Source organism: Micromonospora sp. NPDC000316 (assembly GCF_042898885.1).
Taxonomy (GTDB): Bacteria; Actinomycetota; Actinomycetes; order Mycobacteriales; family Micromonosporaceae; genus Micromonospora.
On sequence record NZ_JBIAZG010000002.1, the window covers coordinates 726991 to 752953 of the forward strand.

Here is a 25963-nt window from a genome sequence, read left to right on the forward strand (position 1 = left end):
CTGAGTCATGGCACGCCGTAAGGAAAACAAGGTCGATCTCTCCTCGTTCGACCAGGCCGGCGCGCGGGTCTTCGACAACCCACTCGTCACCGAGGTCTCCGACTCCTATCTGGAGTACGCGTTCTCGGTCATCCACTCCCGTGCCCTGCCCGACGCCCGCGACGGCCTCAAGCCGGTGCACCGACGCATCCTCTGGTCGATGTACGAGCAGGGCTATCGCCCCGACCGTGGGCACGTGAAGTCGGCGCGCATCGTGGGCGACTGCTTCGTTGCCGGCACACTGGTCTCCACGCCCGATGGCCTACGGCCAATCGAGGAGATCGAGGTAGGGGACCTCGTGCTGGACGGAGACGGAGCCTCCGTGCCGGTGAATGCTGTGTATCGGAATCCGACTTCCGACCTCGTACGCGTCACCTGGAGCAACGGGCACACGATGGTCGTAACCCCGGGCCAACGGTTCCGCGTGGTAGCCGATGACCTCTCAGTCAGATGGGTCGAGGCTCAGGATCTCGCGGGGCAGGTGGCGCTGGCGTACGGGAGCCGCCGCCGTGCGGTGTCGATTCCTGCTGGCGACGTCTACGACTATGTGCGCGGGCTGTTGGTGGCTGAGGGGTTCCCTGTGCAGCGATCTCGCGATGCGGACGGTCGTGTCCGGATCCACATGTGTGACGTCGAGCCGCTGGATGTCGCCCACGGCTGGGCCATCGCCAGCGGACTGAACGTCTCCCGAGGCAAGCGCGAGGCGCAGAATCCGCTCCATCGCGACCAACACATTGTGACCTTCGCTCGACATGAAGGGCTGCTGGAGGCCGCACAGCCGCTCAGCCGCGACAAGCGCGTGCCCGACGACATCATCCGGGACCGGTCGGCGTGGGTGCCGTTCCTCGCCGGCTTCTTCGACGGTGACGGCTACGTCCGTAAGCGCTTTAGAGAGATCGTCTTCGTCAGCACGAGTGAGGTGCTGGTGCGGCAGATCTACGCCATGCTCGCCGACCTGGGGTTGCATGGGCACCACTGGACCAGCGGTCGTGCCTCCGACGGTAACCCGCTGTTTGGTCTCTCGATCAGCGGGCGGGACGCCGCAGACCTTGCTCGGTTGCTGCTGCCATGGGTGCGGATCGGTTACAAGCAGGACGGCCTGCAGCGGATCACCGAGATCGACTACCGGTACAGCGGCAAACAGGGCAACGACCGGTTGCCGTACGGCCCGGTCATCGCGGAATTCGCCGCAGCGCATCAAGGTGGCGGTTGGTTTCGGGACCAAAACGGGCAGGCGTTCCGTGATTCGCTCTCGGCGAGCGGTGGACCGAAGGTGCGGTACGGCAAGGACCGCAATGGCGTCCCCCTCGCCGACCGGTCGTTCCAGTTGGAGCGGGCGGTAAGAGACGGCTGGATTGGCAAGCTCCACCGCATCGGCTCACCGCTCGCTGCCCGGCTGGAGGCGCTGGTCGGTAGTGCGTTCCTGCGGGTCACCTCTGTCGAGGCGGTGTCGACCGATGTCACGTACGACATCCAGGTGGACAGCGACGAGCACGCCTTCGTTGCCGAAGGCCTTGTCGTTCACAACTGCATGGGTAAGTACCATCCGCACGGCGACACGGCGATCTACGACGCCATGGTCCGCCTCGCGCAGGACTTCTCCCTCAACGTGCCACTCATCGACGGGCATGGGAACTTTGGGTCTCCGGACGATGGCCCGGCAGCCTCGCGTTACACCGAAGCCCGGATGTCCCGCGAGGCGATGCTGCTCGTCGGTGAGCTGGGCGAGGACACCGTCGACGTCGAGCCCAACTACGACGGCTCACTGACCCAGCCGACGGTGCTGCCGGCGGCCTTCCCCAACCTGCTCGTCAACGGCGCGTCCGGGATCGCGGTCGGCATGGCCACAAACATGATCCCGCACAACCTGGCCGAGGTCGTCCAGGCCGCCCGGTGGCTGATCAACCACCCGGACGCCACACTGGACAAGCTCATGGAGTTCGTCCCCGGCCCCGACCTGCCCACCGGCGGCGTGCTGCTCGGCCTGGACGAGGTGCGCCGGGCGTACGAGACCGGGCGTGGCGTGGTGCGGATGCGCGGCAAGGTGGAGATCGGCCCGATCGAGGGCAGCCGGGGCCGTCAGGCGATCACGGTTGTCGAGCTGCCCTACGGCGTCGGGGCCGAGAAGGTCATCGCCGCGATCACCAACGAGGTCACCAAGACCAAGCGGCTGACCGGCATCGCCGACGTCAAGGACCTCACCGACCGCGAGAGCGGCACCCGACTCGTCGTCGAGTGCAAGGTGGGGGTCAACCCGCAGGCGCTTCTCGCCGACCTCTACCGGCTCACCCCGCTGGAGCAGTCGTTCGGCGTCAACAACCTGGTCCTGGTCGACGGTCAGCCGCGTACCCTCGGGCTCAAGGCGCTGCTGGAGGTCTTCCTCGCCCACCGCTACGAGGTGGTCACCCGGCGCACCTCGTACCGTCGCCGTAAGCGTCAGGAGCGGCTGCACCTGGTCGACGGTCTGCTGATCGCTCTGCTGGACATCGACCGGGTGGTTCGGCTGATCCGGGGCAGCGACGACGCGCAGGCCGCCAAGGACGGGCTGATGAGCCAGTTCGGCCTCTCCGACATCCAGGCCACCTACATCCTGGACACTCCGCTGCGCCGGTTGACGAAGTTCGACCGGATCGAGCTGGAGGCCGAGCAGGAGCGTCTGCGCTCCGAGATCGCCGAGTTGTCCGCGATCCTCGACGACGAGCGGGTGCTCAGGAAGCTGGTCTCCGACGAGCTGGCGGCAGTGGTCAAGCAGTTCGGCACCGAGCGGCGCACCACGCTTGTCGACGGTGACCTCAAGGAGGTGCTTGCCGCGTCCGCGCCGGCCGGGCCGCTGGAGGTGGCCGACGACCCGTGTCAGGTGATCCTCTCCGCGACCGGGCTTGTCGCCCGGACCGCCGCCGAGTCGGAGGAGAGCGCCGAGGGGCGTCGGCGCAACGGCCGGGTCAAGCACGACACGGTACGCGCGATCGTGCACTCCACGGCCCGTGGCCGGGTGCTCCTTGTGACGAGCGCCGGCCGCGCTTTCAAGATCGACGTGCTGCCGTTGCCGGTGCTGCCCGAGCAGGCCGGCACGGTGTCGTTGCGTGGCGGCATGTCGGCCGCCGAGTTGGTGCCGCTGGAGGCGGGGGAGACGGTTGTCGGGCTGGCCCCGCTCGGCGGGTCGGCGGACGGCTCGCCCGGGCTGGCGCTGGGCACCCGGCAGGGCGTGGTGAAGATCTGCTCGCCGGAGTGGCCGGTGCGGTCCGACGAGTTCGACGTGATCGGTCTGCGCGACGGCGACGAGGTGGTCGGGGCGGCGTGGCTGACCGACGGCACCGAAACGCTCACCTTCGTCACTTCGGAGGCGTCCCTGCTGCGCTTCGCCGCCGGGGTGGTCCGCCCGCAGGGCCTCAAGGGTGGCGGAATGGCAGGCATCAACCTGCCGGCCGGGGCGCGGGTGGTCTTCTTCGGGGCCGTGCGCACCGACGATCCGGGGCACGGTGAGCCGATGGTCGTCACGTCCACCGGGGCGACGGTAAAGGTGACGCCGTTCAAGGCGTACCCGCCGAAGGGCCGGGCGACCGGCGGCGTGCGGGCGCACCGCTTCCTCAAGGACGAGACGGACGTCGCGGTCGCCTGGGTGGGGCCGCGCCCGGTCGGCGCCACAGGCACCGGCGAACCTGTCGAACTGCCCGCCGCCGACCCCCGTCGCGACGGCAGCGGCTTCGCGGTGATGCTCGGCCCAACCGTGGTGGGCCATCTGATAGAACGCGACTAACCCCGCCTGCCCCCGCACCGCCCCGGCCCAGACCGGGGCGGGCGGGGATTAGGCGACGTTTACGGGGCGGAACTGGACGCTCACCCGGGGGCCTACGGGGCGTGTGGTTTTGGGGATGGCGTGTTCCCAGGTGCGTTGGCAGGAGCCACCCATCACGATCAGGTCGCCGTGGCCCACCGGGAAGCGCAGGCTGTCGCCACCGCCGCGCGGGCGCAGCAGCAGCGGTCGGGGTGACCCGAACGAGACGATCGCGACGATGGTGTCGCTGTGCGCGGAGCGGCCAATGGTGTCGCCGTGCCAGGCGACGCTGTCGCGGCCGGAACGGTAGAGGCACATGCCCGCGGTGACGAACGGCTCGCCCAACTCGGGAGCGTAGTGCCCGCTCAGGGCCGCCCGTGCCGCGCTGAGCACGGGGTGTGGCAGTTGCCGGTCGCCTGCATACCAGCAGAGCAGGCGGGGCACGTCGACCTCGCTGTCGTACATGGTGCGTCGCTCGGCCCGCCACGGCACCTCGCTGAGCAGGGTGTCGAGGACCGCGTCGGAGCCGCGCACCCAGCCGGGCAGGTGGTCGACCCAGGCGCCCCGACTGAGCTGGTGCCGCCGGATCTGACCGGCCAGTGGCCCCAGAGTCGGCCCGGCGTCGGCGAGGTCGAGCATCGACGGCTGGTAGGCGGCAGGCGTCATGCGGCCACCCTAGCAGCACATTCGTACACCCGTGCTACTCCCGGCCGGGTGGGCGTGACCGGGTTCAGCCGCGTACGGCAGCGGGGCGTACGGCGTCGAACACCGCGTCCACGACCCGTGCCCGGCCCTGCCCGTCGACAGTGGACCAGGCTCGGGCGGCGAGCGCGGCGCGGCGCTGCGGCGAGCTGAGCAGACCGTGCAGGGTCCGTGCCGCCGCCGCGCGGGCGGTACGCCCGGGCAGGCCGCCCTCGGTCAGCTCCGGCAGTTCGCCGAGGCCGGCGGCCAGGCCGTGCTGGACCACCCGGGCGTACGACTCGCGTTGGTTGTCGACCACGCAGACAAGTGCGGCGGGTGCGCCGAGGCAGCACAGCTCCCACGTCGAGGTGCCGGCGGCGCTGACGACCAGGTCCGCCTCGGTGATGAGCGACGGCAGTGAGCCGGTGGGTGGGACGGTACGGACGAGTTGCCCCCGACCGGGGGTGATCTCCTCCAGTTCGGTCTCGATCTCGGGTCGGCCGACGACGACCGTGAGGTCCATCGGCTGGCGGGTGGCCAGCAGCACCCGGGTCAGCACCGGGGCGGCGCCGAGGGCGTCGGTGCCGCCGAAGAAGGCAAGCACCCGGGGTCGGCTGACCGCTGTGGCGGGCCGGGGTGTCGCCGGCCGGGCGGTCGTTACCGAGTCGCGCAGCAGAGCGTATCCGCTGCCGGCGAGCAGCCGTCCGGGCAGGTCGGGAAGCCGCGCACCGAAGTTCTGGTCGAGGTAGAGGTCGGCGTCCTGGCCCCGGCTGTCCCCGTCGATCACCGCGAGGGTGAACACCCCGGCGGCGCGCAGCGCGCCCGCGCCCGCCGGGTCCAGCTCGTAGGAGTCGAGGACCACCACGTCCAGGTCGTGCCGGCGGGCCGTCTCGACCAGGTCGGCCGGCGACTCGGGGCCGGGGTGCAGGGGGATCCCGCGTGCGGCCAACTCGACGGTGGCCCAGTCGAGCCGCTCCACAGTGCCGAACACGGCGACGTGGGCGCCGCGGGCCAGGAACTCCTCGGCGAGCGCGAGGCAGCGGACGAGGTGGCCGACGCCGCGCCGCGGCCCGGCGTCGCAGCGCAGTCCGACGCGTAGCGTGCTCAGGACTCCTCCAACCGCTTCTGGCGTACGTCGGCGTTGAGCGCCCGCAGTCGGGGCTGCCCGTCCAGCCAGTCGGCGAGCTTGGCCAGCGGCACGCTGACGTCGCCGAAATGGTCGGTCACGGCACTCACAAGCGCCCAGTCCTGTTCGGTGTCGAGGGTCAGCCGCAGCGCCGAACGGTCCGGGGTGAGGGTCACCCCGAGCACCCGGAACAGCTCCGGGTGGGTGTACGCGTACGAGGTCACGTGCACCCGGTGGTGCCCTGTGGCGAGCCTGTCGAGGGTACGCAGCGCCTCCGCGCGGATGATCTCGACGTCCAGGCCTCGGGGCAGGGTACGGGCGATCGACGTGCTCGCGTAGTCCAGGCCGGGCACCGCCCGGTACACGGAGGCGACGAGTGTGATGATCTCCGGGTCGAGCAGTGGGCAGTCGGCCGTGAACCGCATGACCGCGTCTCCCGGGTGGGCTGCCAGGGCACCCACGAACCGGCCCAGCACGTCGTCGACAGGCCCGCGGTGGCAGGGCACGTCCAGTCGCCGGCACTCGGCCGCCACCGCGTCGTCGACCGTGTCCGTGCTTGTCGCGACCGCCAGGTCGGCGAGGACGCCGCTGTCCCGGGCGGCACGCACCACCCGGCCCAGCACGGATCGCCCGGCGAGCGGCCGGAGCACCTTGCCGGGCAGTCGCGACGAGCCCATCCGGGCCTGCACGATCCCGACGATGCGCGGCCCCGCGCCCTGCGCCCCGAAGGCCCGCGCCCCGACGGCCACCCCCGTGCCGGCCGTCGGGGCCGTCCTGCCCGTCCCGGCGGGAGTCACGGTGCCGTGGCTGTCGCCTGTCACTGCTGCTCCTCCTGCCTCGGCGCGAGCACGGCACGCGCCCGGCGTTTGGCAGCCCGGGCACCGCGCTTGGCGAGCCGGGCGGGGGTGATGGCCAGCCGGCCGACGCGGTAGCTGATGGACCCGCTGAGCAGGCCGATCGTCGCCTCGGCCCGGCGCAGCGCGCGTTCCCGGGAGGTGAGCAGCTCATCGGTCCATCTGGTCAGCGCAGTGAGACGGCTGATCTCCTCGCGCTGGCGCAGCCACGCCTCGCGCAGCTGCTGGTAGCTGTGCGAGCCGACCGGCGGGTCGGTCGGCTCGACGGCGCGTAGTTCGCCGGCGAGGTTCGCCTGGTCGTCGGCGTCCAGGCCGTGCAGCGTGGCCGTGATTGCCGCCTCCGACTGCACCGCCTCGGCCACTGTCGCCCGGTCGAGGTCGTGGCCGGCGAGCCCGCCGAGGACGACCGTCAGACCCGCCACGTCGAGTGTGGACGGCCACGGGTGGGCGTACCCGCCGGTGAGCAGGCCCGCCGCGAAGCGCCACAGGCCACGGGCCAGCACCACGTCGCCGGGCAGGGTGCCGGTGGCCTGCCAGCTCGGGTCGAGCACCGCGTAGCGCTCGCCGCTGACCACCACGTTGTCGGTGCTGGCAAGCGCCACCGCGCCGGTGAGCCGGCCGTCGGTGTCGGCCTGGTCGGCGAGCCAGGCCGCGTACCCGTGCAGCAGTGTGCGCAGCGTCGTCAGGTCGCGGCGCAGCGCGGCGTCGAGCAGCAGGGTGCGCAGCAGCCGCCCGGACGGCACCGGCCCGGACAGCGCGTCGAGGTCCCGGTACGCGGCCTCGCGGCTGGCGAACGGCGCGGCCGGCGCGTTCGTGCCGGCCGCGAGGCCCCACCGCCAGCCGGACGGGCCGTCCAGGACCTCCAGCACACCGATGCCGGGTCGACCGGGCCGCCCGGTCTGCACGAGCGCCACCGGCAGGTCACCGTCGACTGCCGTGACCGCAACGCCGGGTCGGCTGGCGAGCATCAGCCAGCTCGGCGCGAGGTCGGCGGCCCGTCCCGCGTGCAGCGCGTCCACCGCCAGCCGCGCCGGGTCCTGGAGAACCGTCGCGGTGCCGACGGCGCAGGCGCCGTGCAGCACCGCGTCGAACAACCCCGAGCCCGCGCCCCGGTCGAGCTTGTCGGCGTCGAGCAGCGCCGTCGCGGTTTTCCCATCGGGGTACGCGGCCCAGCAGGCGCTCGGGTGCAGCCCTGCACGTGTGAGCCGCTCCCGCAGTTGGTCCCGGTTGGCCGGGTGGGTCTGGTCCAGCACCCCGCCGATCACCCAGGCGGAGTCGTCGCGGCCGGCGTACCAGGGGGTGGCGGCGACGAGCCGGTGCAGCCCGATCGGGTTGTCCAGGCGCAGCAGCAGCGTGCCACCCGGGCGCACCGCCGCCGCCAGCCGTGCCAGCACGCCGTCCCAGCCGAGCCGGGTGCCCTCCACGGACTCCACCGGGTCCAGTCCGGCACCGGCGATGACCACGTCGTACGTCTCGTCGTCGGGCAGCCCGGCCGGGCCACCTACCACCACGCGGGCGGCCCGCTGGGCCAGCGCCACCGCGTCCCGGTGACTGCGCAGTAGGCAGGTCACCTCGGCGTGGGCGAGTCGGTCGAGCAGTGCCGGGTCGTGTGGGCCGGCGAGCAGGACCCGGCCGCCGGGCGGCACGATCCGGGCGGCAAGCGTGGCGAGGGGCCCTCCGTCGGCCAACGGTTCCGGCGGCAGGTCGGACCAGGCCAGCATCTCGCCGCCCGGCAGGGTGATCCGGCCGGCGGGTGCCGTCTCAGTCTTCACTGTCGTCCTCTTCCTCTTCCGGGAGGTTCGCCCAGCCGAGCAGCTCGCGCAGCTCGGCGGGGGTGCAGCGGTGATCGGTGCCCAGTTCGGCGCGGGCTATCTCGACCGCGGTGGGCAGGTCGACGGCGGTGCCGTGCAACTCCGGCCACTGCCGTCGGATGCGGGCGGTTCCGCCGAAGGTCGGGTCCTCGTTCGACAGGATCATCGGGTCGCCGTAGACGGCCGGCTCGCAGCCGGCCGCGATTCCGTAGAAGATCGCGCTGGTCAGCCGGTTGGATGCCACCCGGCGGTGCCGGCGCAGCTCGGTCAGCTGCTTGTCGAGGAACTCCGGGTCGGTGTCCTTCCACCAGTGCCCCCGGTAGCCGTGGCAGATCACCCGGAACCCGGCGCGTTCGTAGAGCCGGCGGACGTTGCGCATCCGGTATTCGTGCCAGTAGAGGCAGACGGTGACCGGGCCGGGCTCGGTGTCCCGGATCAGGGCGATCAGCGCCCGGTGGTCACCCTTCACGTGTTGGCCCTCCCAACCGTGGAACGGGTACCAGATGGTGCCCTCGCGCTCCTGCGCCGGCGGGTCCTCGGGCCGCATGCCCAGCAGGTAGACGAACGGGGCGCCGATCACGACGACGTTGCGCCGCCCCACCGACCAGGCGCGGCGGCGGGTCTGCTCGGACCAGAGCAGGCTCGGGGTGCGGTCGGCGTACGGGTGGCCGGGGGCCAGGCCGTCGCCGATGTTCCAGCCGTGCTGCACGTACCCGTTGATTCGGGGCGGGTGGCGGTCGCCGAGCCCCGCGTAGCGGGCCAGGACGTGCGCGTGGCCATAGAAGTGGTTGGCGTGGTGCATCAGCGTCCCATCACGCGGCGGCGGACCGCGCCCGGTGGCCGCGCAGTGCGGCGGTGAGCACGTCGATGACGCGATCCTGGTCTGCCTCGCTGAGTGTCGGGTAGAGCGGCAGCGAGAGTTGCTGGGCGTAGAACGACTCGGCGACCGGGCAGGACCCGCGCCGGTAGCCCAGGTCGGCGAAGGCCGGGTGCCAGTGCACGGGGATGTAGTTGACCTGCACGCCGATGCCGGCCGCGCGCATCGCGTCGTAGATCTCGCGGCGACGCCCGTCCAGGACGCGGATCGGGTAGAGGTGCCAGGCGGGCTCGGCCCACGGTTGCTGGACCGGCAGCCGTACCCCGTCCAGGTCGGCAAGTGCCTCGTTGTAGCGGGCGACAAGTGCGGCCCGGCGGGCGACGAACTCACCGAGGCGGCGCAGTTGGCTGCGGCCCAGCGCGCAGAGCACGTCGGGCAGGCGGTAGTTGAGCCCGAACTCGGGGACCTCGTAGAACCAGCCGCCCTCGTCGGGCCGTCGCAGGTCGTCGCGCTCGCGCACCATGCCGACGCCGCGGAACCGGCGGGCCCGCTTCAGGACCTGCGGGTCGAGGGCGGCGACCCCGCCGCCCTCGGCGGTGGTGAGGTTCTTCGTCGGGAAGAACGAGAACGTCGTCAGATCAGCGAGCGAGCCGACCGGCCGACCGTGGTACGTCCCGCCGATCGAGTGCGCCGCGTCGGCGAGCAGCAGCGCGTCGCTGCCCTCGACCGACTTGCGCAGTGCGTCGTAGTCGGCCGGGTGGCCGGCGTAGTCGACCGCCGCGACGACAGTCGTCCGCGATGTCACAGCGGCGGCCGCCGCCGCCGGGTCGAGGCAGAAGGTCTCCTCCTCCACGTCCGCGAAGACGATGGTCGCGCCGAGGGCGACCGCGCTGCTGGCGGTCGCCACGAACGTCATCGGCGAAACGATCACCTCGTCGCCGGGGCCGACACCGGCAGCCGCGTACGCCACGTGCAGCGCGGCGGTGCCGTTGGAGACGGCGGCGACACCGACCCCGCCGGTCACCTCGGCCAGATCCGCCTCGAAGGCGTCGACCTGCGGGCCGGTGGTGAGCCAGTCACTGCGCAGCACCGCCGCGACCGCCTCGACGTCCGCGTCGGTGACCGACTGCCTGCCGTACGGGAGCATCGCCATCACGCGGTGAGGCCGAGCATGGTGCGTAGCTGGTCGACCGTGAGCCACTCGTCGTTGCTGTCCGACTGGTACGCGAAGCCGTCCGGCACCGGCTCGCAGTCGACCGGCGGCTGGTAACCCCAGCCGGCGATTGTCGGCTGGACGATGTAGCGGTCCGTGGCGCGCAGCGTCCGTCGGCTGTCGTCCGGGGCGATCATCTCCTCGTGCAGCTTCTCGCCGGGGCGGATGCCGATCTCGTGCGTGGTGGCCTCCGGCGCGACGGCCTCGACCAGGTCGAGGATCCGCATGCTGGGGATGCGCGGGACGAACAGTTCGCCGCCCTGCATCTGGTCGAACGAGTCCATGACGAACTGAACGGCCTGCTCCAACGTGATCCAGAACCGGGTCATCCGCTTGTCGGTGATCGGCAGGCTCTTGCCCTCGGCGGCCAGCCGGTGGAACAGCGGGACCACCGAGCCGCGGCTGCCCACCACGTTGCCGTAGCGGACCACCGCGAACCGGGTCGGGTGATGCGCGGCGTAGTGGTTGGCCGAGACGAACAGCTTGTCGCCGACCAGCTTTGTCGCTCCGTACAGGTTGATCGGGCTGGACGCCTTGTCGGTGGAGAGCGCGACGACCTTGCGGACGCCGGCCTCGATCGCGGCGTCGACAACGTTCTGGGAGCCGGTGATGTTCGTGGCGATGAACTCGGAGGGGTTGTACTCCGCGGTGTCGACCTGCTTGAGGGCTGCGGCGTGCACGACGTGGTCGACGCCGTGCATCGCGCGGGTGAGGCGGTGCCGGTCCCGGATGTCGCCGATGAACCAGCGCAGCCTCGGGTCGTCACCGAGCTGCTGGCGCAGCTCGTACTGCTTGAGCTCGTCGCGGGAGAAGACCACCACCCGGGCGGGGTCGGCCTCGGTGAGAACGTGCTTGAGGAAGGTCCTGCCGAAGGAACCCGTTCCCCCGGTGATGAGAATGGACGATCCATTCAACTCACTCAATGTGGTGCTCCCGTGATCGTGGATGAACGGGCGGCCCTCGGCCGGCCGACCGGGGTGAGACGCTAACCGTGGCGGGTTAACGGGTCGGCGCTCGCGGGTTAACCACCAGACCGGCAGAGGTGAATGGCCGGCAGCGGGCAGGCGAACACTTCCGACCGCCCGGAAGGTGGGCTGACCAGGCCGGATCTGGTCGCTACAGTGGCCGCGCGAGCGACCCGGCTCGCACTTCAGGAGGCGTTGATGGCATCCGGCAGCCACGTGATGGAACGGCCGGCGGTCCCGGCCGAGACGCCGCCCGAGGCACCCGCGCGGCGGTGGCTGGTGCCGCTGCTGCTCGTCGTCGGCTGGGTGCTCAGCGTCGCCTGGCGGATGTGGCTGTCCCGGCACATCGTGCTGCCCATCGCGCACACCGACGAGGACAGTTACCTCAACACCGCCCGCGCCCTCGCTGGCGGGCCCGGTGGGTTCAGCAGCGAGAACGACCTGCTGCGGCGGGTCGGCTATCCGATGCTGATCTCACCGGCCTTCCTCGGCGACAGGGATTTCACCGACAGCTACCGGCTCGTCCAGTTGATCAACGCGATGGTCAACTCGGCGCTGTTGCCGCTGGCGTACCTGCTCGGTCGACGCGTGCTCCACCTGCCCCGCCCGTACGCCCTGCTCGCGGCGGTGGTGGCGGCGACCCTGCCGGCCACCGCCTTCTACGCCGGCGTCGCGATGATCGACACGGTGATGGCCCCGCTCGTGGTCGCCTGGCTGCTCGCCGTGCACCGCTGGATCGAGCGTCCCGGCCCGCTCGCCGCGGCCACCGTCGGCCTGCTGGTCGGCGCGTTCCACCTGCTGCACTCGCGCGGCCTGGTGATCGTGGCGGTGCACGCCGGTCTGGTCCTGCTGCTGCTCGTCCGCCGCCGCATCACGCCGGCGGCGGTGCTCGCGGCGCTCCTGCCGGTGCTGGCCATGGCGCTTGTCAACGAGGCAGGCATCCGCTTGCTCGGCGACAAGGTCTATCTGCTGGGCAGCACGCCGGGCGGCGGCACTGTCGCGGCGGTCGCCTCCGGCCAGGGCGTGGTACGCGTCGGCGCTGCCGTCGCCACCCAACTCTGGTACCTCGTGGTGATCACGTTCGGGATGGCAGGGGTGGCCTGGGCCGCCGCCGTCCGGGAGTTGTGGCGCCCGCGCCGGGGCGACGCCACCCGCTGGACGATGGGTGTGGCGCTCGTGGTGAGCGTCGGGGTGGCCAGCGGCGCGTCGGTGATCCTGGCCGGCATCACCGGCAAGCCGCTGGACGCGATCTACGGCCGCTATGTGCAGATGCTCGCCCCGTTCTGGCTGCTGGTCGGCCTCGGGGTGCTGCTCACCGCCGGGCGCCGGGTGGTGCTGCGCCGGGCCGCCGTCGCGGTGGCGCTGCTCGTCGCGGGCGGCGCGCTTGTCGCCGTCCGGCTCGCCTATGTGGCCAGCCGGGGGCACACCCTGCGCTACGGCGGCTTTGGCGCGCCGGACCTGATGACGCTCACCAACGGCTGGCGGGAGATGCGACCCGTCGTCGGATCGCTTGTCGGCATCACCGGCTGCCTGCTGCTCGTCGCAGTGGTCCGCGTGCCCCGGCTACGGCTGCCGATGCTCGGCGCACTGGTAGTGGTCAACCTCATCACCATGCAGGTGATCGACCAGAGGCTGGTGCGGCCGATGGTGGCGAGCACCGCGCCGACCCCACGGGTCGCCGACGTCGGGGTACGCCCCGGCGAGCGGGTGTGGGCCTCGACGGGAGTGCACTACATCCTGCGGTTCAACCTCAGCCACCAGGTGACCTGGACCGACGTGCGGTGGTTCCGGGAACAGCCGCCGGCCGCGGCGCAGGTGGTCTTCACGCGCTGGGCGCCCGGCCAACCCGACGACTGGGACGGCGCGAAGTACGGCTTCGTCCGGCTCGGCGGCAACGCGCAGCAGCACTGGGCTGCCTGGCGGCGAGCCTGACCGCCAATTCTTTTCGCCCGTGCCCCGGTGGGAATCGCCTTTTGTGAACGGCGGATGGCCACCGGGGGCACGGGCGGTTACATGTACGACAATTGCGCGTCGACAATCAGCGTCGACGACGATCGGCCTGGGCCAGCGAAATCGGGATGACGGTGATTTCCCGACCGTCGGACAACTCCTGTCGCGGCGTGCCCTCGACGAATCGGAAACGCCTGTTCATCTGCCGCACGACGGTGTTGTGCGCGAGCACCTCCCCGTCGAGCCGATCGAGGTGCAACCCGTCGAAGGCGTACTCCACCGCCTCCCGCATGACCGCCAGCCAGGCGGGCAGCGTCTCGTCCCGCTCGGCCAGCCCGTCGGCGTCCAGATAGAAGCCCCAGGCGCCTGTGCGAGGACCGTCCAGCCGCAGGTCGAAGAAGGTGACCACGCCGCAGGGCCGGTCGTCGCGGACGTACACCAGAACCCGCCGCGACGGGTCGTCGCGCACCGCCGACCACCACCGGTCGTGCTCGTCGGAGGTGATTTCGTGGCTCGTCTTGCTGACCTGACGGTTGGTTTCCTGATTACGCCAGGACAACATCAGATGAACGTCGTCCGCCGTCGCTTCGCGCAGCACGTGCCTCTCACTTTCGCACCTGTTAACAGTTGGTCTCCAGGCACCTTACCGGGTCACCGGAAATCGAATATCCATTCGTTGGGTTGTAGACTCCGGCGCATGAACGAATTGAGTCGCGCGCAGATCCGCGACCTCATGGCTCAGGTGTTGAAGAACCAGGGCAAGGAGTTGCCCGCCGACGACACGGCGCAACTGCGGGAGATCGGTTTCCGCTCGCTGGACTTCTCCGAGCTGGCCCTGCGGGTGGAGGACGAGACGGGGGAGGAGCTCAACTTCGACGCCCCCGGCCTGCGGCGCATCGCCACCGTCTCCGACGTCCTCGACTTCCTCGTCGAGCTCCAGCAGCAGCAGTGAACGTCCCGCCCGCCGGTCCGGCCTCCGCGCGCCCGGCGCCGGCCGGCGTCGACAACCGGCTCGTCGTCGGCGGCACCCCGCTGACCTGGCGGACGCTGCCGACGCCGGTCCTACCCGACCCCGCCGCGGTGCTGGCGCACAGCGCGGGGCACGCGCTCGCGGCCGCCCGGCAGCACGCCACGCACGGCACCGAGCTGCTGCTCAGCACCGCGAGTCGGGTCGACGCGACGATGCGCTCGGAGCTGTCGGACGCCGGCTTCACCGTCACACTCGTCGACGACGACGGCGTGCACCTCAGCGCGCCGACCCGGCCGCGTGCCGCCGAGCCCAGACGGCTCTGGCTGCTGACCTCCGGGTCGACAGGTCGCCCGAAGCGGGTCGGGCACACCCTCGACACGCTCACCACCGTGCGGGGCGACCAGCCGGCACGGACCTGGCTGTGCCCGTACGCCCCCGGCACGTACGCCTGGTGGCAGGTGGTGACGCTGTCGCTGACCCAGCCCGGTCAGCACCTCGTGGTTGTCGAGCCGGACGAGCTGGACGACTGGCCGGCCGTCGCCGCCGCCCACGGGGTCGACGCCGCGTCCGGCACCCCGACCTTTTGGCGGCGCACCCTCTACCGGGACCCCGACGCGCTCGCCCGGGTGCCGCTGCGGCAGATCACCCTCGGCGGTGAGCCTGTGGACCAGGCGATCCTGGACCGGCTGCGGGAGGTCTTTCCCGCCGCGCGGATCTCCTGGATCTACGCGTCCTCCGAGGTGGGAGCGTCAATAGTGGTGCACGACGGGCGGGCCGGGTTCCCCGTCGAGTGGCTGGGGCGGGAAACCCCGGGCCGGCCCACCCTCTCCGTCCACGACGACGAACTGGTCGTCACCTCGCCGCACCACGGGGCCGGGCTGGCCGGCCCGATCCGCACCGGCGACCGGGTGCAGGTGCTCGACGGCCGGGTGCTGATCACCGGCCGCCTGGACTCCGACGAGATCAACGTCGGCGGCAGCAAGGTGTCCGCCGGCGTGGTCCGTGGCGTGCTGACCGGGCACCCCGCGGTGGCCTGGGCTCGGGTGACCGGACGCCGGGCGCCGGTGCTCGGCGCGATGGTGGTCGCCGACGTGGTCCTCGCCCCCACAGCCGGTTTCTCCGCTCCGGCCGACAGTGCCGCCCCCCTGGCCGACAGTGCCGCCCCCCTGGCCGACAGTGCCGCCTCCCGGGCCGACCGGCCCGTTGCCGTGCCGGACGAGGCAGCGCTGGTCCGCTGGTGCGCCGACCGGCTGCCCGAGCACGCGGTGCCCCGCCGGATCCGTGTGCTGACCGAGATTCCCGTCAAGGAGACCCTGAAGAGCGATGTCTGACCTCGCCGACACCCCACTCGTACCGCCCAGCTCCGTGGTCCTCGTCTCCGGCGGCTCCCGAGGGCTGGGCCTGGCCATCGTCACCGACCTGCTCGACGCGGGCGTACGGGTGGCCGCGTTCGCGCGTACCGTCACGCCGGAGCTGGAGAAGCTCGCCGCCGAGCACCCCGACCGGGTGCACGTCGGCGCGGTCGACGTCACCGACATGCGTGCCGCCCAGAGCTTCGTCCGCGAGGTGGAGCAGCGCCTCGGCCCGATCGACGGCGTCGTCAACAACGCGGCCATCGGGCAGGACTCCCTGCACGTGCACACCGCCACCGACGACATCGCCCGGATCATCGACACCAACCTGACCGCGCCGCTGCAACTGACCCGGCTCGTCATCCGCCGGATGCTCGGCAAGGGCCTGCGGGGGCGGATCGTCAACATCACCTCGATCTGCGCGCAGCGCGGTTTTCCGGGTCTGGTCGCGTACTCCGCCACCAAGGGCGGCATGGACGCCGCCACCCGGTCGCTCGCCCGGGAACTCGGCGGCCGGATGCTGGTGAACGCGGTCGCGCCCGGCTTCTTCGCCTCGGAGATGTCAGCGGTGCTCGGCCCGACCCAGCTCGACCAGATCGTGCGCCGCACCCCTTCCGGTCACCTGACCGAGCCGGCGGAGGTCGTGCCCGTCGTGCGGATGCTGCTGCGTGAGCACACAAACATCAACGGCCAGGTCATCGTGGTGGACGGTGCGGCCTCCATCTGACCGGCGCCCGGGTGGCGCCGGTGGGCCGCGTCCGGTGCCGGGACTGCTGGCCGCCGCCGAACGGCACCTGCGTATCGGCCCCGCGGACGCGCTCGCCGACGCGGTGACCCGCAGCTACCTCGACGACGGCAGGTGCGTCGGCTGGTACGGCCCGCCGGCGCCCGGCTGGCAGGTGGCGATCGACGCGGAGCGCGCCGACGCCCCGGTGCCCCCGGCGCTCGCCCGCCGGTTCGGCGCCGGGGACTTCTGGGCCCGGTGGACCCGGGCCGAGTGCTGCTGCAAGCTTGCCGACGTGCCGGTGGTCGCCTGGTGGCGCCGCTACGGCCTGGGCACACCGTACGACGGGGCGGCGATCTGGCGGACCCTGCGGCTTGCCGACCTGGTGGTCACGGTCGGCTTCGCCCCCACCCGGTAGCCAGCCCCTCGCCGCGTCCAGCCCTCGCCCACCATGGACTGCCTGGGTGGGGATCGTTCAGATCAGGTTCCAGCTCAGGGGAGTGCCTCGGGGGACGTCGGTGGTGAAGGTGCGGCCCAGCACCCGCTCGATCTCGACCGGGGCGAGTCCGCCCGCCGGCCGGATGGACCTGACGTTGTCCGCCGTCACCGTGTCGCCGGTGCGGACGTCCTCGACCACGAACAGCGAACGGCGGAACCGCAGGCCCTCCCGCTCGGCAGGGGTGGGGCCGATCGCGGTGCCGCCCAGCGCCGCGTACGCCCGGCCGGACTCGGCGACCAGGGCCGTCAGCTCCGCGGGGTTCAGCGAGAAGTCCGAGTCGACGCCGCCGTCGGCCCGGTCCAGGGTCACGTGCTTCTCGATGAAGCAGGCGCCGAGCGCCACCGAGGCGACCGCCACGCCGATGCCGGGCGTGTGGTCGGAGAGCCCGACAGGCACGTCGAAGGCGCCGGCCAGCACCGGCAGCCGGCGCAGGTTGCTGTCGGCGGGCGGCGCCGGGTAGGAGGCGGTGCAGGCCAGCAGGACGATGCCCGCCGCGCCGCCGTCCCGGGCGGTCCGTACGGCGGCGTCGATCTCGGCCACCGTCGCCATCCCTGTGGAGATCACCATCGGCTTGCCGGTGCTGGCCACCAGCCGGATCAGCGGCAGGTCGACCAACTCCGACGAGGCGATCTTGTAGGCCGGCGCGTCCAGCGACTCCAGCAGCTCCACGGCCGTCGAGTCGAACGGTGACGAGAAGACCGTCAGCCCTCGCTCGCGGGCGCGCTCGAAGATCGGGTCATGCCACTCGTACGGGGTGTGCGCCCGCTCGTAGAGGCGGTACAGGTTCTCCCCGCCCCACAGCTCGTGACCACTGGAGATGCGGAACGCCGGGGTGTCCACGTCGATCGTGATGGTGTCCGGTCGGTACGTCTGGAGCTTGAGGGCGTGCGCCCCGCTCTCCGCCACCGCGTCCACGATGGCCAGCGCCCGGTTCAGGTCGCCGTTGTGGTTACCGGACATCTCGGCGACCACGAAGGGTCGCTCCCCGGCACCGACCGCGTGCGGTCCGATCTTGATTGTCGCCGTCATTCCGACCTCTGCTCAGGTACCCGCACCAGTGTGCGGTGGTGCTGTCGTCGTCCGCCCGGCGGGCGGACGGCCTGGGAAACAAGGGCACCGGGAACCGGTGTGGTGTGCGGTGGTCGGCCCGGGTCCTCGTCGGCCGAGGCCGAGCCGCCGCCGGTGCCGCCGGTTGCGCCCGACCGGCGCAGCCGGCCCGCGACCCGGTGCGCCTGACGCAGCGCCGAGTACGCCAACCAGTCGCCGCGCCCGACCAGCCGGTGCTTGACCCCGTTCACCCCGGAGGGCATCGGGTAGCCGCCGGAGGGCAGGTAGCGGCGGTAGTGCTGGGCCACCCGACGGAAGAAGGCCCGCCGCAGGTGCGGGTGCAGCCGGTCGTCGTTGCCGACCACCACCAGGTAGTGGCTGATCATCAGCTGGAACAACTCGGCCTGCAGGCCCTCGTCCGGGTGCCGCCGGCTGACCCAGTCCATCAATCGCTCGTACTGGGCGAACGCGTCGAAGTGCCGGCCGCTGCGGGTGGACGTGATGGCGCCCTGGCGACCCTGCCGGTACAGGTAGCAGACCCGGTCCAGCACCGAGATCTTCTCCGCGCCGATCAGCAGTGGGTGGCTGAACGGGATGTCCTCGTACCAGCCGGGAAAGAAGCGCAGCTCCAACTCGTCGAGGAACGCCCGGCGGATCACCTTGTTCCACGCGGTGTGCTGCACCCGCAGCAGGTGCGGCTGGTCGGCCAGCCGGGCCACGCCCGACACCCCGCGCAGCAGGTGGCTGCTCGCGTCGACCTCCCGTCGACCGTCCTCGTGCACCCGCAGGTGGTCGAGCATCAGCACGTCGGGCTGGTGCTCGCGCAGCCGGTCCAGCACCGCCGCGACAGTGCCCGGGGGAAGCCAGTCGTCGCTGTCGACGAACCAGACGTACCGGCCGGTGGCCTCGTCGAGGCCGGCGTTGCGGGCCAGGCCCAGGCCCACGTTGCTGGTCAGGTGCACGACCCGGACGCCGTCGCGTCCGGCCGCGTACGAGCGCAGCATCTCACCGCAGCCGTCCGGCGAGGCGTCGTCGACGGCGATCAGCTCGACCGCGTCCGACTCGCCCGTCGGGATGCCGGCCCGGATCGATTCGAGGCACTGGTACAGGTACGCCTCGACACCGTAGACCGGCACGACGATGCTCAGCAGCGGTGCGTGCGTCGGCTCATTGACCACGTCGCCACATTCGACGACGGGGGTGGACAGCCCCGGAACCTGACGTGGCGGCGGAAGGTGAAATTCCTGAACTCCGGCGGAGCGGAAGGTTAACAACGCCGCCCGGTTCACCCGGGAGTGACCCGGTAAGGTGCCCCGGGGCGGCCTTCCGGGGCCGCCACGTCGTTTGACCCGCGCCCAGGAGGAGACGTACGTGCTGGTGACCCTGCGGAGCGTCGGGACCCCGGCATGACGAGCACCGCCGACGTCTCGGTGACGCCGCCCGTACCCGCGTTCGCCCGGCTTCCCTCGCTGACCGGGCTGCGGTGGATCGCAGCGCTGCTGGTGTTCGGCTTCCACGCCGGCACCATGCGGATCATCGCCGAGCCGGACTACAAGGCAGTTGTCGACGCGGTGTTCTCCCTCGGCCTGTCCGGGGTGCAGTTCTTCTTCATCCTCAGTGGCTTCGTGCTGGTCTGGTCGGCCCGCCCGGGTGACTCCCGGCGCGCCTTCTGGCGCCGGCGGGTCGCCAAGATCTATCCGAATCACCTGGTGCTGTGGGCGGCGGCGCTGCTCGTCGCCTGGTGGTTCGCCGACCCGGTGCTGCCGGCGGCGGCCCTGGAGAACCTGCTGCTGTTGCAGGCCTGGGATCCCCGGCCGGGCTGGTTCTACAGCATCAACACGGTGAGCTGGTCGCTCTCCTGCGAGTTCTTCTTCTATCTCTGCCTGCCGCTGGCGCTGCCACTGCTGCGCCGGGCCCGTCCGGCGGTGCTCTGGACGCTCATCGTCGCGCTGCCGCTGCTGATCCTCGCGCTCTGGCCGGCCCAGCAGTTGGTGCCGGAGGTCAGCCGGTGGTGGTTCACCCAGATCTTCCCGCCCGTGCGGTCGCTGGAGTTCTGGCTGGGTGCGGTGGCGGCCGAGCTGATGCGTCGGCGTCTCTGGCGCGGCCCCGGCCTGACGGCGGCGACTGTGATCTTCGTGGCGACCTGGGTGGTCGCCGCGCAGTGGATCCGCGCCGAACTGTGGACCACACTGCTCGCGGTCGCGTACCTGCTGGTGATCACCGCCGCCGCAGACGCGGACGTGCGGGAGCGGCGTTCGCCGTGGCGGTCCCGCCCGCTGGTCTGGCTCGGCGAGGTCTCCTTCGCCTTCTACCTGGTGCATGTGCTGGTGATGACGAGCGTGCTGCGCTGGAGCGGGGACTGGGGGACCGGCTTCCGTGGCTGGCGTGGCCCGGCGGTGGTGCTCGGGTTCCTGGTCGTGAGCCTGGCCCTTGCCGGGTTGCTGCACCGCTTCGTCGAGACGCCGCTGATGCGCCGGCTCGCGCCGCGCCGCACGCCCCGGCCGGCGGCGGTCCCCCGGCAGCGGAACGGCGACACCGAGATCGCCGGCAGCGAGGCCCGTGGCAGCGAGGCCGCCGGCAGCGGAGGCGCCGACAAGCCCGACGAGCGATCGACGTACGCCGACTCGCGCTGACGGGAGCCGTCCTGGTCGGACGCCTTCGGCGCGGCGTGTGCCGACACGCCCGCTGCCGATGCGCCCGATCGGGCCCGGCGGTAGCGTGGGACCGTGCTTCCGGTTGCGCTCACCTGTCCCTTGTGGTGGGTGGCGCGCTGGGCGACACGGGTGCTGACCAGCCTCGCCGTCGTCGCCGCCCTCGCGCTGGGTGCCTGGGCCGCCCCGGGTGCGGCGTCGTCGCCGGCCGCCGGGACGTTCGCCGTCGGGTCTGCCGTGTCGTCGCACCAGCCCGCCTCGGTGGTCGGCGTCGGGCACCCGGCTTCCGCCGAGATGACCGCCGACGAGACCGGTTCGGTGCGCGCGACCGACCCGCAGCCGGCACCGCCCGGCGGCGTGGGTGCCGTGCCCGCCGTCGCGGTCGGGCTGGTGCCGGCGGGCCCGACCGCCGACCGGTTGCCCCACGCCGACGACCCGGCCAGCCCGGGTCCTCGCGCCCCACCCGGGCGCTGAGCCCTCGGGACGCCCGTCCCGCCCTCCGGGACGCCCGTCCCGCCACCGCACCTGTCGACACGCCGCTCCGCACCCCGCCGACCCGTGGCCCCGCCCTGGCTCGGACGGTCGTGCGGCTTCCCATCGCAACGCTCTCTCGCCGAGGTGCCGACCATGGAAACCATCGTCTTCTACCAGTTCCTGACCGAGGTGCCGCAGGCCGCCGCCATCTGGTCGCTCCTGCTCCTGCTGGCGCTTACCGTGCTCGCTGTCCTGGTCGCCCGTCCCGAGCGGGACACGCCGGCTGTCGACCCGGCGCCCACCGCCCGGGAGTTGGCCGCCGCCGAGGCCGCCGACCTGCGCCGGTACGCCGACGAGGTGGCCGTCGCCGCGGCCGGCGCGGCGCAGACCGCCCGTCGTCGACGCGCCGACTGGCTTACCGCTCAGGAGCAGGTGGAGCGGGCCTGGGTCAGGTACGACGAGGCGGACGCCGCCGCCCGCCGGTTCGCGGGCGCCGGGGCGCTGCCCACCCCGCGTACGCCGCGTACGCCCGCCGAGTACGCCGCCCGGGAGCGCTACCTGCACCAGGCGGCGATGGCGGCGCACTGGCGGGGGGACCTGGCCATGCGGCAGCTCAGCGACGTGTTCGGCCACCGGCACGGTTGGGATCCGCGCCGGCACCCGGTGGAGCAGGAGGCGCTGCTCAGCCGGGCGATCCGCAACGCGAGGCGAGCCGACTACGAGGTCGCCGCCGCGCGGGAACGGTCGGCCTGGCGCGACGCCGAACTGGCCGCGTCCTCGGCTCGCGCCCTGGCCGACGAGGCGTACGCGGCGGCGGCCCGGCTGCGGCCGACCCGGGCGATGCCCCGCCGACCCGTGCGCGTGGCGGCGGCCCTTCCGGCGGCTGCGGCGCGGTGGCGCCCGGCCCGGGTGGGCTGATCGCCCCGAATATTCGGTGAGCCCGGTCACACGCCCCGGAAACCGGGCGGCTGGCGCGTTCGGCCGGATTGTTCGCGCGGATGTGTCGCCATTGTCGACGGCCTGTCCGATTGTCGACCTGAGGTGCCGCCGTAACCGCTCGTCCTATCGAGTCACGTCAGCGGCAATACGCCCAGAAATTGTCGCGCCGTTTGGGGTTTACGCAGCTGAGCCAGGCTTGGCAGGGGTTAAGGCCGGCCAGTAGTGTCGTGCCGTCGAGTGCGGTAATTGATCGCAAGTGGCGACGCCGCGCTGACCCGCTCAATCGTGATCAACGAACCGGGGACCCACACGTACGTCTGGGGTGAATCCGCGAGCCACGGCCCGCGGTAGGGCGATCTTCCCGCCCGAATCCGTCAGCTAACCCGGTAGGCGGTGTCGGAAGGAGTTCCATCTTCATGCAGCACCCCTGCACCCCTGCGCCATTCCTCCGCCTTCACGGCGTCGCGGTACCCGCGCTCGTCCGTCTCGTGACGGTGAGCTGACCCCCCGGGCCACCGCATCCCCGCCCGGCCGCGCCGGGCGTACCCCTGAGCGGTTCACCATCCGCGGACCACGGTCCGCGCGCTGGCGCCTGCACGGATACCGGGCTGCCCCGGTGTGCCGCTCTCCCCCCGAACCGTGGAGGAACCGTGAAGCACACCCTGCAGCGTCAACTGCGTCGCCTCGCCACCGAACGTCCGTACCAGATCGCCGCCGCCTCCGCCGCGGTCCTCGTCATCGCGACCACCGCAGGCACCCTGGCCGCCGGCGCCGATGACGCCCCGGCCAGCCAGCACACAGCGACAACTGTCGCCGAGATGCGCAGCGACACCGCCGCGTCCCGCAGCGAGGCCCGCGTCGCGCCCCCCTCGGCAAACACCGCGCCGACAACCGCCGCGCCGACAACCGCCGCGCCGGCCACAAGCGCCGCCCCGCCCGCCGCCAAGGCCAAGAGCGACCCGGACCTGACCGCCAAGGCAGCGCCGAAGCCGCCCGCGACCAAGGTGCTCGACTACGACTACCAGGTGCAGAACACGTACTACAACTGCGGCCCGGCTGCCACCCGCAACGCCCTCAGCGCCGCCGGCATCAACCGCACCCAGAGTCAGCTGGGTGCCGAGCTGGGCACCACCGAGATGGGCACCAACTCGGCCCTGGACACCACCCGGGTGCTCAACGCCGAGGTCAAGGGCTCTCCGTACCAGACCCGGATGTTCGCCGGCTCGCCCAGCCCGGCCCAGATGGACCGCCTCCAGGCTGACGTCGTCACCGCGATCACCGACGGTCGCGGCGTGGTGGCCAACGTCGCCGGTGACGCCGTCGACACAGGCGGCGGCTGGCACTCCTACGGCGGCGGGCACTACATCGCGGTGGTGGGCTACAAGGACGACGGCCGTACCGTGCGGATCGCCGACTCGGCCAACGCGGCCTACCCCGAGTACTGGATGACCACGATCGACCTGGCCAACTGGATCGCCACACGAGGCTACTCCGCCTGACCCAGGCGGAGTCCGAAGACGCCGCGAGCGCCGTCCCCCACAAGGGGCCGGCGCTCGTGGCGTCTTCGTCGATGCGGGGGCGACGGCTCTCGTCGCGGGCTGTGAACCGTGGGAGACTGCGGCCGTGGTGGATGAATCGGGTGGTCACGCCGACCGTAGGCCGGTCCTGCTTCTGCTGCACGGCATGGGGGCGACAGGTGACGTCTGGCTGCCCTGGGCCCCGCTTCTGGAGCGGCACTGGCCCGGGCGGTGGCTGGCACCGGATCTCGCCGGCCACGGCTGGTCGGCCCCGCTGCCGTCGTACTCCTTCAGCGGTTTCGCCGAGCGGATCGCCCAGGCCCTGGCGCCCGGCGACCGCGTGGTGGTGCTCGGGCACTCGCTGGGCGGGGTGGTCGGCCTGGCGCTGGCCGCCCGCGCCGCCGGGACGCCTGTGGACGCCGTCGTCGGGTTGGGTATCAAGGCCGTCTGGTCACCGGACGAGCTGACCCGCGCCGCCGACCTCGCCGCCCGCCCGGTCAGCTGGTTCGCCAGCCGCGCCGAGGCGGCCCGCCGTTACCTGCGGGTCGCCGGCCTGGCCGGCCTGGTCCCGCCGGACGCCCCGATCGTGGACGCCGGCCTGCGCCAGGTCGACGGTCGGTGGCGCCTCGCCATGGACACGGGCGCGTTCGCCGTCGGCGATCCCGATCTCGCCGCGCTGCTGGCGGCGACCGACGTGCCTGTGGTGCTGGCGCGCGGTGAGCACGACCCGATGGTCACCGACGCGCAGCTCAAGGAGTACGGCGTGCCGGTCGCCACGCTGCCCGGTCTCGGGCACAACGCGCACGTGGAGGACCCGGCGGCAGTGCTGGCGCTGCTGGACGCGTACCGCTGAGCGGCGGCGTCAGGTCAGGGGAGTGAGTTGCGCCGGCCGCTCGATCGTCTGGTGCGCCGGCGCCAACTCGCGGCGGGCGGCGGTCAGGAACGCCTCGGCGTACGTGTCGGCGGGGAAGTCACCCAGGTAGTGACGGCGGGTGGCCCAGCGCGCCTCGGCCAGCGGGTCGGTGTCGAGCAGCGAGGTCAGCACCTCGACCGCGTTCGACATGTCCCGCCGCAGCACGTAGCCCGACCCGGCCAGCGGGAAGTTCTCGGTGAACCGGTCGCCCTCGTCGCCCATGTCGGTGACCGCGTACGGCTTGCCGGAGTAGAGGTAATCCGAGATCACTCCGGACACGTCGGAGATCAGCGCGTCGGAGCGGTTGACGCACTCGGTCAGGCTCAGCTCCCGAGCCGCCGCGCCGACCACGTGCTGCCGGCCGGTGCGGCTGCGGTCGGCGACCAGCAGCTCGGTGAGCCGGCCCAACTGACGGGCCGACGTCGGGTTCTGCGCGGTGTAGGGGTGGGCCCTCAGGATCACCGTCGCGCCACGCTCCAGCAGCCGCCGCAGCAGCTCCTCGGCCACCGGCAGGGAGCAGTAGTCGGCGTCGGCGTGGTGCCCGGTCCAGGTCGGCGTATACAGCACCGTGGGGTGGGCCAGGCCGACCGTCGGCTCGGGGCGTACCTCGATCGATTCGACCTGCGGCCGGCCCACCACGACGAACTTCTCCGCCGGGATCTGCACCCCGGCACGGACGTACCTGTCGATCGCCGCCGGACCGGCCACGAAGATCCGGTCGAAGATTCCCGACACCGGGTTGGCGCTGGGCGCCTTGTCGCTGTCGCCGTGGTGCAACTGCACGTGGGTGAGCTGGGTGAACCGGATGCAGTGGCTGTTCTTCGCGCCGTGGTTGACGTAGAAGGCAGCCCGCAGGCTCGGCACCAGCACGTCGTCCATGGTCCGCAGGGTGGGGCAGTAGACGACAGGCGCGTTCGTGGCCGCGGCGATCGGCGCGAGGAACTCCGGCTCACGCACCATGACCATGAACGGGCGGCCGATCCGCTCCAGGTACGGCAGCCACATGGTGACCTGGTATTCGGAGCCGGGCGGCGCGGAGAAGTGGAGCAGGAACTCCGGCTGGTGCCGGCGCAGCGCGCGGGCGACCGAGCCGCCGCCGTTGCTCGGCCGGAACCGCCGCCGGGCCAGGTCCAGCGCGACAGCCCCGGCGCCGGCGCCCACGAGCAGGCTGGCGGCCAGTGCGACGGCGGCGGGCAGGGCGAGGGCGGCGGCCAGGGCCACGGCGGCGAGCAGCCCGAGCACGCCGACACCGAGATGGCCCACGATCAGCGGGGTCCAGGTCCGTACCGGCAGGTTGGCCGCCCGGATCTCCAGGTTGCCGGCGGTGCGCAGCGGCCCCACAAGCAGCACCAGCCCGAGCACGACAAGCGCGGTCGCGACAAGCGCCAGGTCGACCCCGTCGTCAAGCCGCCGGGAGTAGCCGACAAGCACGGCGGCGGCGATCAGCGCGGTCTCGGCGACGAGGTCGGCGCCGGGCCGGATCCGCTGTTCGGCGGCGGCCGCGGCCAGGGCGGCGATCCCAAGCGCCAGCCCCCACCCGGTGGCGCCGGTAAGCGCCACCACGACGAACGCCAGGACTGCCAGGCCGACGCTCAGGCACCGAGCGGCCAGCTTTCGGATCAGGTCACCACGCATGGCGCTCCGTT

At 72.2% G+C, this 25963-nt stretch carries 22 protein-coding genes, 2 pseudogenes and 1 riboswitch; of the genes and pseudogenes, 13 read left to right on the forward strand and 11 right to left on the reverse strand.

Annotated elements, in window-relative coordinates; genetic code table 11:
- Positions 1 to 7: 7 nt before the first annotated feature.
- The 3 genes and pseudogenes from ACFY2Q_RS07885 to ACFY2Q_RS07895 all read left to right on the forward strand — a co-directional run.
- Positions 8 to 436 (forward strand): annotated as a pseudogene (locus tag ACFY2Q_RS07885) (DNA gyrase subunit A); the annotation flags it as partial.
- Positions 434 to 1066 (forward strand): annotated as a pseudogene (locus ACFY2Q_RS07890) (LAGLIDADG family homing endonuclease); the annotation flags it as partial. The pseudogenes ACFY2Q_RS07885 and ACFY2Q_RS07890, both read left to right, overlap by 3 nt.
- A gap of 420 nt (positions 1067 to 1486) precedes the next feature.
- Complete coding sequence (locus ACFY2Q_RS07895; protein ID WP_387128481.1) at positions 1487 to 3796, forward strand: DNA topoisomerase (ATP-hydrolyzing); 2310 nt, start codon at positions 1487 to 1489, stop codon at positions 3794 to 3796.
- A gap of 48 nt (positions 3797 to 3844) precedes the next feature.
- Here the strand turns inward: ACFY2Q_RS07895 and ACFY2Q_RS07900 are convergent, their stop codons facing one another.
- The 7 genes from ACFY2Q_RS07900 to pseB all read right to left on the reverse strand — a co-directional run bounded on the left by ACFY2Q_RS07900 (position 3845) and on the right by pseB (position 11239).
- A complete protein-coding gene (locus tag ACFY2Q_RS07900; protein ID WP_387128402.1) occupies positions 3845 to 4480 on the reverse strand; it encodes an alpha-ketoglutarate-dependent dioxygenase AlkB in 636 nt (211 codons plus the stop codon).
- 64 nt (positions 4481 to 4544) lie between these two features.
- The gene (locus tag ACFY2Q_RS07905; protein ID WP_387128482.1) at positions 4545 to 5603 is read right to left on the reverse strand and encodes a PseG/SpsG family protein; all 1059 of its coding nucleotides are present in this window, start codon (positions 5601 to 5603) and stop codon (positions 4545 to 4547) included.
- Positions 5600 to 6322, reverse strand: a complete 723-nt coding sequence (locus ACFY2Q_RS07910) for a cytidylyltransferase domain-containing protein (protein WP_387128483.1) — start codon at positions 6320 to 6322, stop codon at positions 5600 to 5602. The genes ACFY2Q_RS07905 and ACFY2Q_RS07910 overlap by 4 nt, the downstream gene beginning before the upstream one ends.
- 116 nt (positions 6323 to 6438) lie before the next feature.
- Positions 6439 to 8196: a class I SAM-dependent methyltransferase gene (locus ACFY2Q_RS07915; protein ID WP_387128484.1), complete on the reverse strand. Its 1758-nt coding sequence runs from the start codon at positions 8194 to 8196 to the stop codon at positions 6439 to 6441.
- 40 nt (positions 8197 to 8236) lie between these two features.
- Entirely contained in the window at positions 8237 to 9088 is an 852-nt protein-coding gene (locus ACFY2Q_RS07920; RefSeq protein WP_387128403.1) for a hypothetical protein, read from the reverse strand.
- A 10-nt stretch (positions 9089 to 9098) separates the two neighbouring features.
- Complete coding sequence (locus ACFY2Q_RS07925; protein WP_387128485.1) at positions 9099 to 10250, reverse strand: DegT/DnrJ/EryC1/StrS family aminotransferase; 1152 nt, start codon at positions 10248 to 10250, stop codon at positions 9099 to 9101.
- Between the two features lie 5 nt (positions 10251 to 10255).
- Complete coding sequence (gene pseB / locus ACFY2Q_RS07930) at positions 10256 to 11239, reverse strand: UDP-N-acetylglucosamine 4,6-dehydratase (inverting) (protein WP_387128404.1); 984 nt, start codon at positions 11237 to 11239, stop codon at positions 10256 to 10258.
- A 240-nt stretch (positions 11240 to 11479) separates the two neighbouring features.
- Here pseB and ACFY2Q_RS07935 point away from each other — a divergent pair, with 240 nt between their 5' ends.
- Entirely contained in the window at positions 11480 to 13213 is a 1734-nt protein-coding gene (locus tag ACFY2Q_RS07935) for a hypothetical protein (protein ID WP_387128405.1), read from the forward strand.
- A gap of 106 nt (positions 13214 to 13319) precedes the next feature.
- On the opposite strand, the gene ACFY2Q_RS07940 is transcribed toward ACFY2Q_RS07935, so the two are convergent.
- Complete coding sequence (locus ACFY2Q_RS07940) at positions 13320 to 13829, reverse strand: GNAT family N-acetyltransferase (protein ID WP_387128406.1); 510 nt, start codon at positions 13827 to 13829, stop codon at positions 13320 to 13322.
- A 99-nt stretch (positions 13830 to 13928) separates the two neighbouring features.
- On the opposite strand from ACFY2Q_RS07940, the gene ACFY2Q_RS07945 reads away from it, so the two are divergent.
- Genes ACFY2Q_RS07945 through ACFY2Q_RS07960 form a run of 4 tightly spaced genes read left to right on the forward strand, consistent with a single transcriptional unit; the run spans position 13929 to position 16695 of the window.
- Positions 13929 to 14183 (forward strand): phosphopantetheine-binding protein, encoded by a 255-nt coding sequence (locus ACFY2Q_RS07945; RefSeq protein WP_387128407.1) that lies wholly within the window; start codon positions 13929 to 13931, stop codon positions 14181 to 14183.
- A complete protein-coding gene (locus ACFY2Q_RS07950; RefSeq protein ID WP_387128408.1) occupies positions 14180 to 15532 on the forward strand; it encodes an AMP-binding protein in 1353 nt (450 codons plus the stop codon). The genes ACFY2Q_RS07945 and ACFY2Q_RS07950 overlap by 4 nt, the downstream gene beginning before the upstream one ends.
- Complete coding sequence (locus ACFY2Q_RS07955; protein WP_387128409.1) at positions 15525 to 16280, forward strand: SDR family NAD(P)-dependent oxidoreductase; 756 nt, start codon at positions 15525 to 15527, stop codon at positions 16278 to 16280. The genes ACFY2Q_RS07950 and ACFY2Q_RS07955 overlap by 8 nt, the downstream gene beginning before the upstream one ends.
- A 34-nt stretch (positions 16281 to 16314) precedes the next feature.
- Positions 16315 to 16695 (forward strand): hypothetical protein, encoded by a 381-nt coding sequence (locus ACFY2Q_RS07960; RefSeq protein ID WP_387128410.1) that lies wholly within the window; start codon positions 16315 to 16317, stop codon positions 16693 to 16695.
- Between the two features lie 57 nt (positions 16696 to 16752).
- On the opposite strand, the gene pseI is transcribed toward ACFY2Q_RS07960, so the two are convergent.
- Positions 16753 to 17805: a pseudaminic acid synthase gene (gene pseI / locus ACFY2Q_RS07965; protein ID WP_387128411.1), complete on the reverse strand. Its 1053-nt coding sequence runs from the start codon at positions 17803 to 17805 to the stop codon at positions 16753 to 16755.
- A complete protein-coding gene (locus ACFY2Q_RS07970; protein WP_387128412.1) occupies positions 17802 to 19001 on the reverse strand; it encodes a glycosyltransferase family 2 protein in 1200 nt (399 codons plus the stop codon). The genes pseI and ACFY2Q_RS07970 overlap by 4 nt, the downstream gene beginning before the upstream one ends.
- A gap of 228 nt (positions 19002 to 19229) precedes the next feature.
- Between ACFY2Q_RS07970 and ACFY2Q_RS07975 the strand changes: the two genes are divergently transcribed.
- The 5 genes from ACFY2Q_RS07975 (at position 19230) to ACFY2Q_RS07995 (ending at position 24257) form a co-directional block, all read left to right on the forward strand.
- Complete coding sequence (locus tag ACFY2Q_RS07975) at positions 19230 to 20456, forward strand: acyltransferase family protein (protein WP_387128413.1); 1227 nt, start codon at positions 19230 to 19232, stop codon at positions 20454 to 20456.
- Positions 20457 to 20549: 93 nt separating this feature from the next.
- Positions 20550 to 20948 (forward strand): hypothetical protein, encoded by a 399-nt coding sequence (locus ACFY2Q_RS07980; protein ID WP_387128414.1) that lies wholly within the window; start codon positions 20550 to 20552, stop codon positions 20946 to 20948.
- Between the two features lie 153 nt (positions 20949 to 21101).
- Positions 21102 to 21866 carry a hypothetical protein gene (locus ACFY2Q_RS07985; RefSeq protein WP_387128415.1) on the forward strand — a complete coding sequence of 255 codons (765 nt, stop codon included), beginning with the start codon at positions 21102 to 21104 and terminating at the stop codon, positions 21864 to 21866.
- Positions 21867 to 22153: 287 nt separating this feature from the next.
- Positions 22154 to 22295: riboswitch (cyclic di-AMP (ydaO/yuaA leader) on the forward strand.
- Between the two features lie 242 nt (positions 22296 to 22537).
- Positions 22538 to 23386: a C39 family peptidase gene (locus ACFY2Q_RS07990; protein ID WP_387128416.1), complete on the forward strand. Its 849-nt coding sequence runs from the start codon at positions 22538 to 22540 to the stop codon at positions 23384 to 23386.
- A gap of 124 nt (positions 23387 to 23510) precedes the next feature.
- Positions 23511 to 24257 carry an alpha/beta fold hydrolase gene (locus tag ACFY2Q_RS07995; protein WP_387128417.1) on the forward strand — a complete coding sequence of 249 codons (747 nt, stop codon included), beginning with the start codon at positions 23511 to 23513 and terminating at the stop codon, positions 24255 to 24257.
- Positions 24258 to 24266: 9 nt separating this feature from the next.
- Here ACFY2Q_RS07995 and ACFY2Q_RS08000 read toward each other — a convergent pair whose 3' ends face one another.
- Positions 24267 to 25952: a CDP-glycerol glycerophosphotransferase family protein gene (locus tag ACFY2Q_RS08000; RefSeq protein ID WP_387128418.1), complete on the reverse strand. Its 1686-nt coding sequence runs from the start codon at positions 25950 to 25952 to the stop codon at positions 24267 to 24269.
- Positions 25953 to 25963 lie beyond the last annotated feature (11 nt).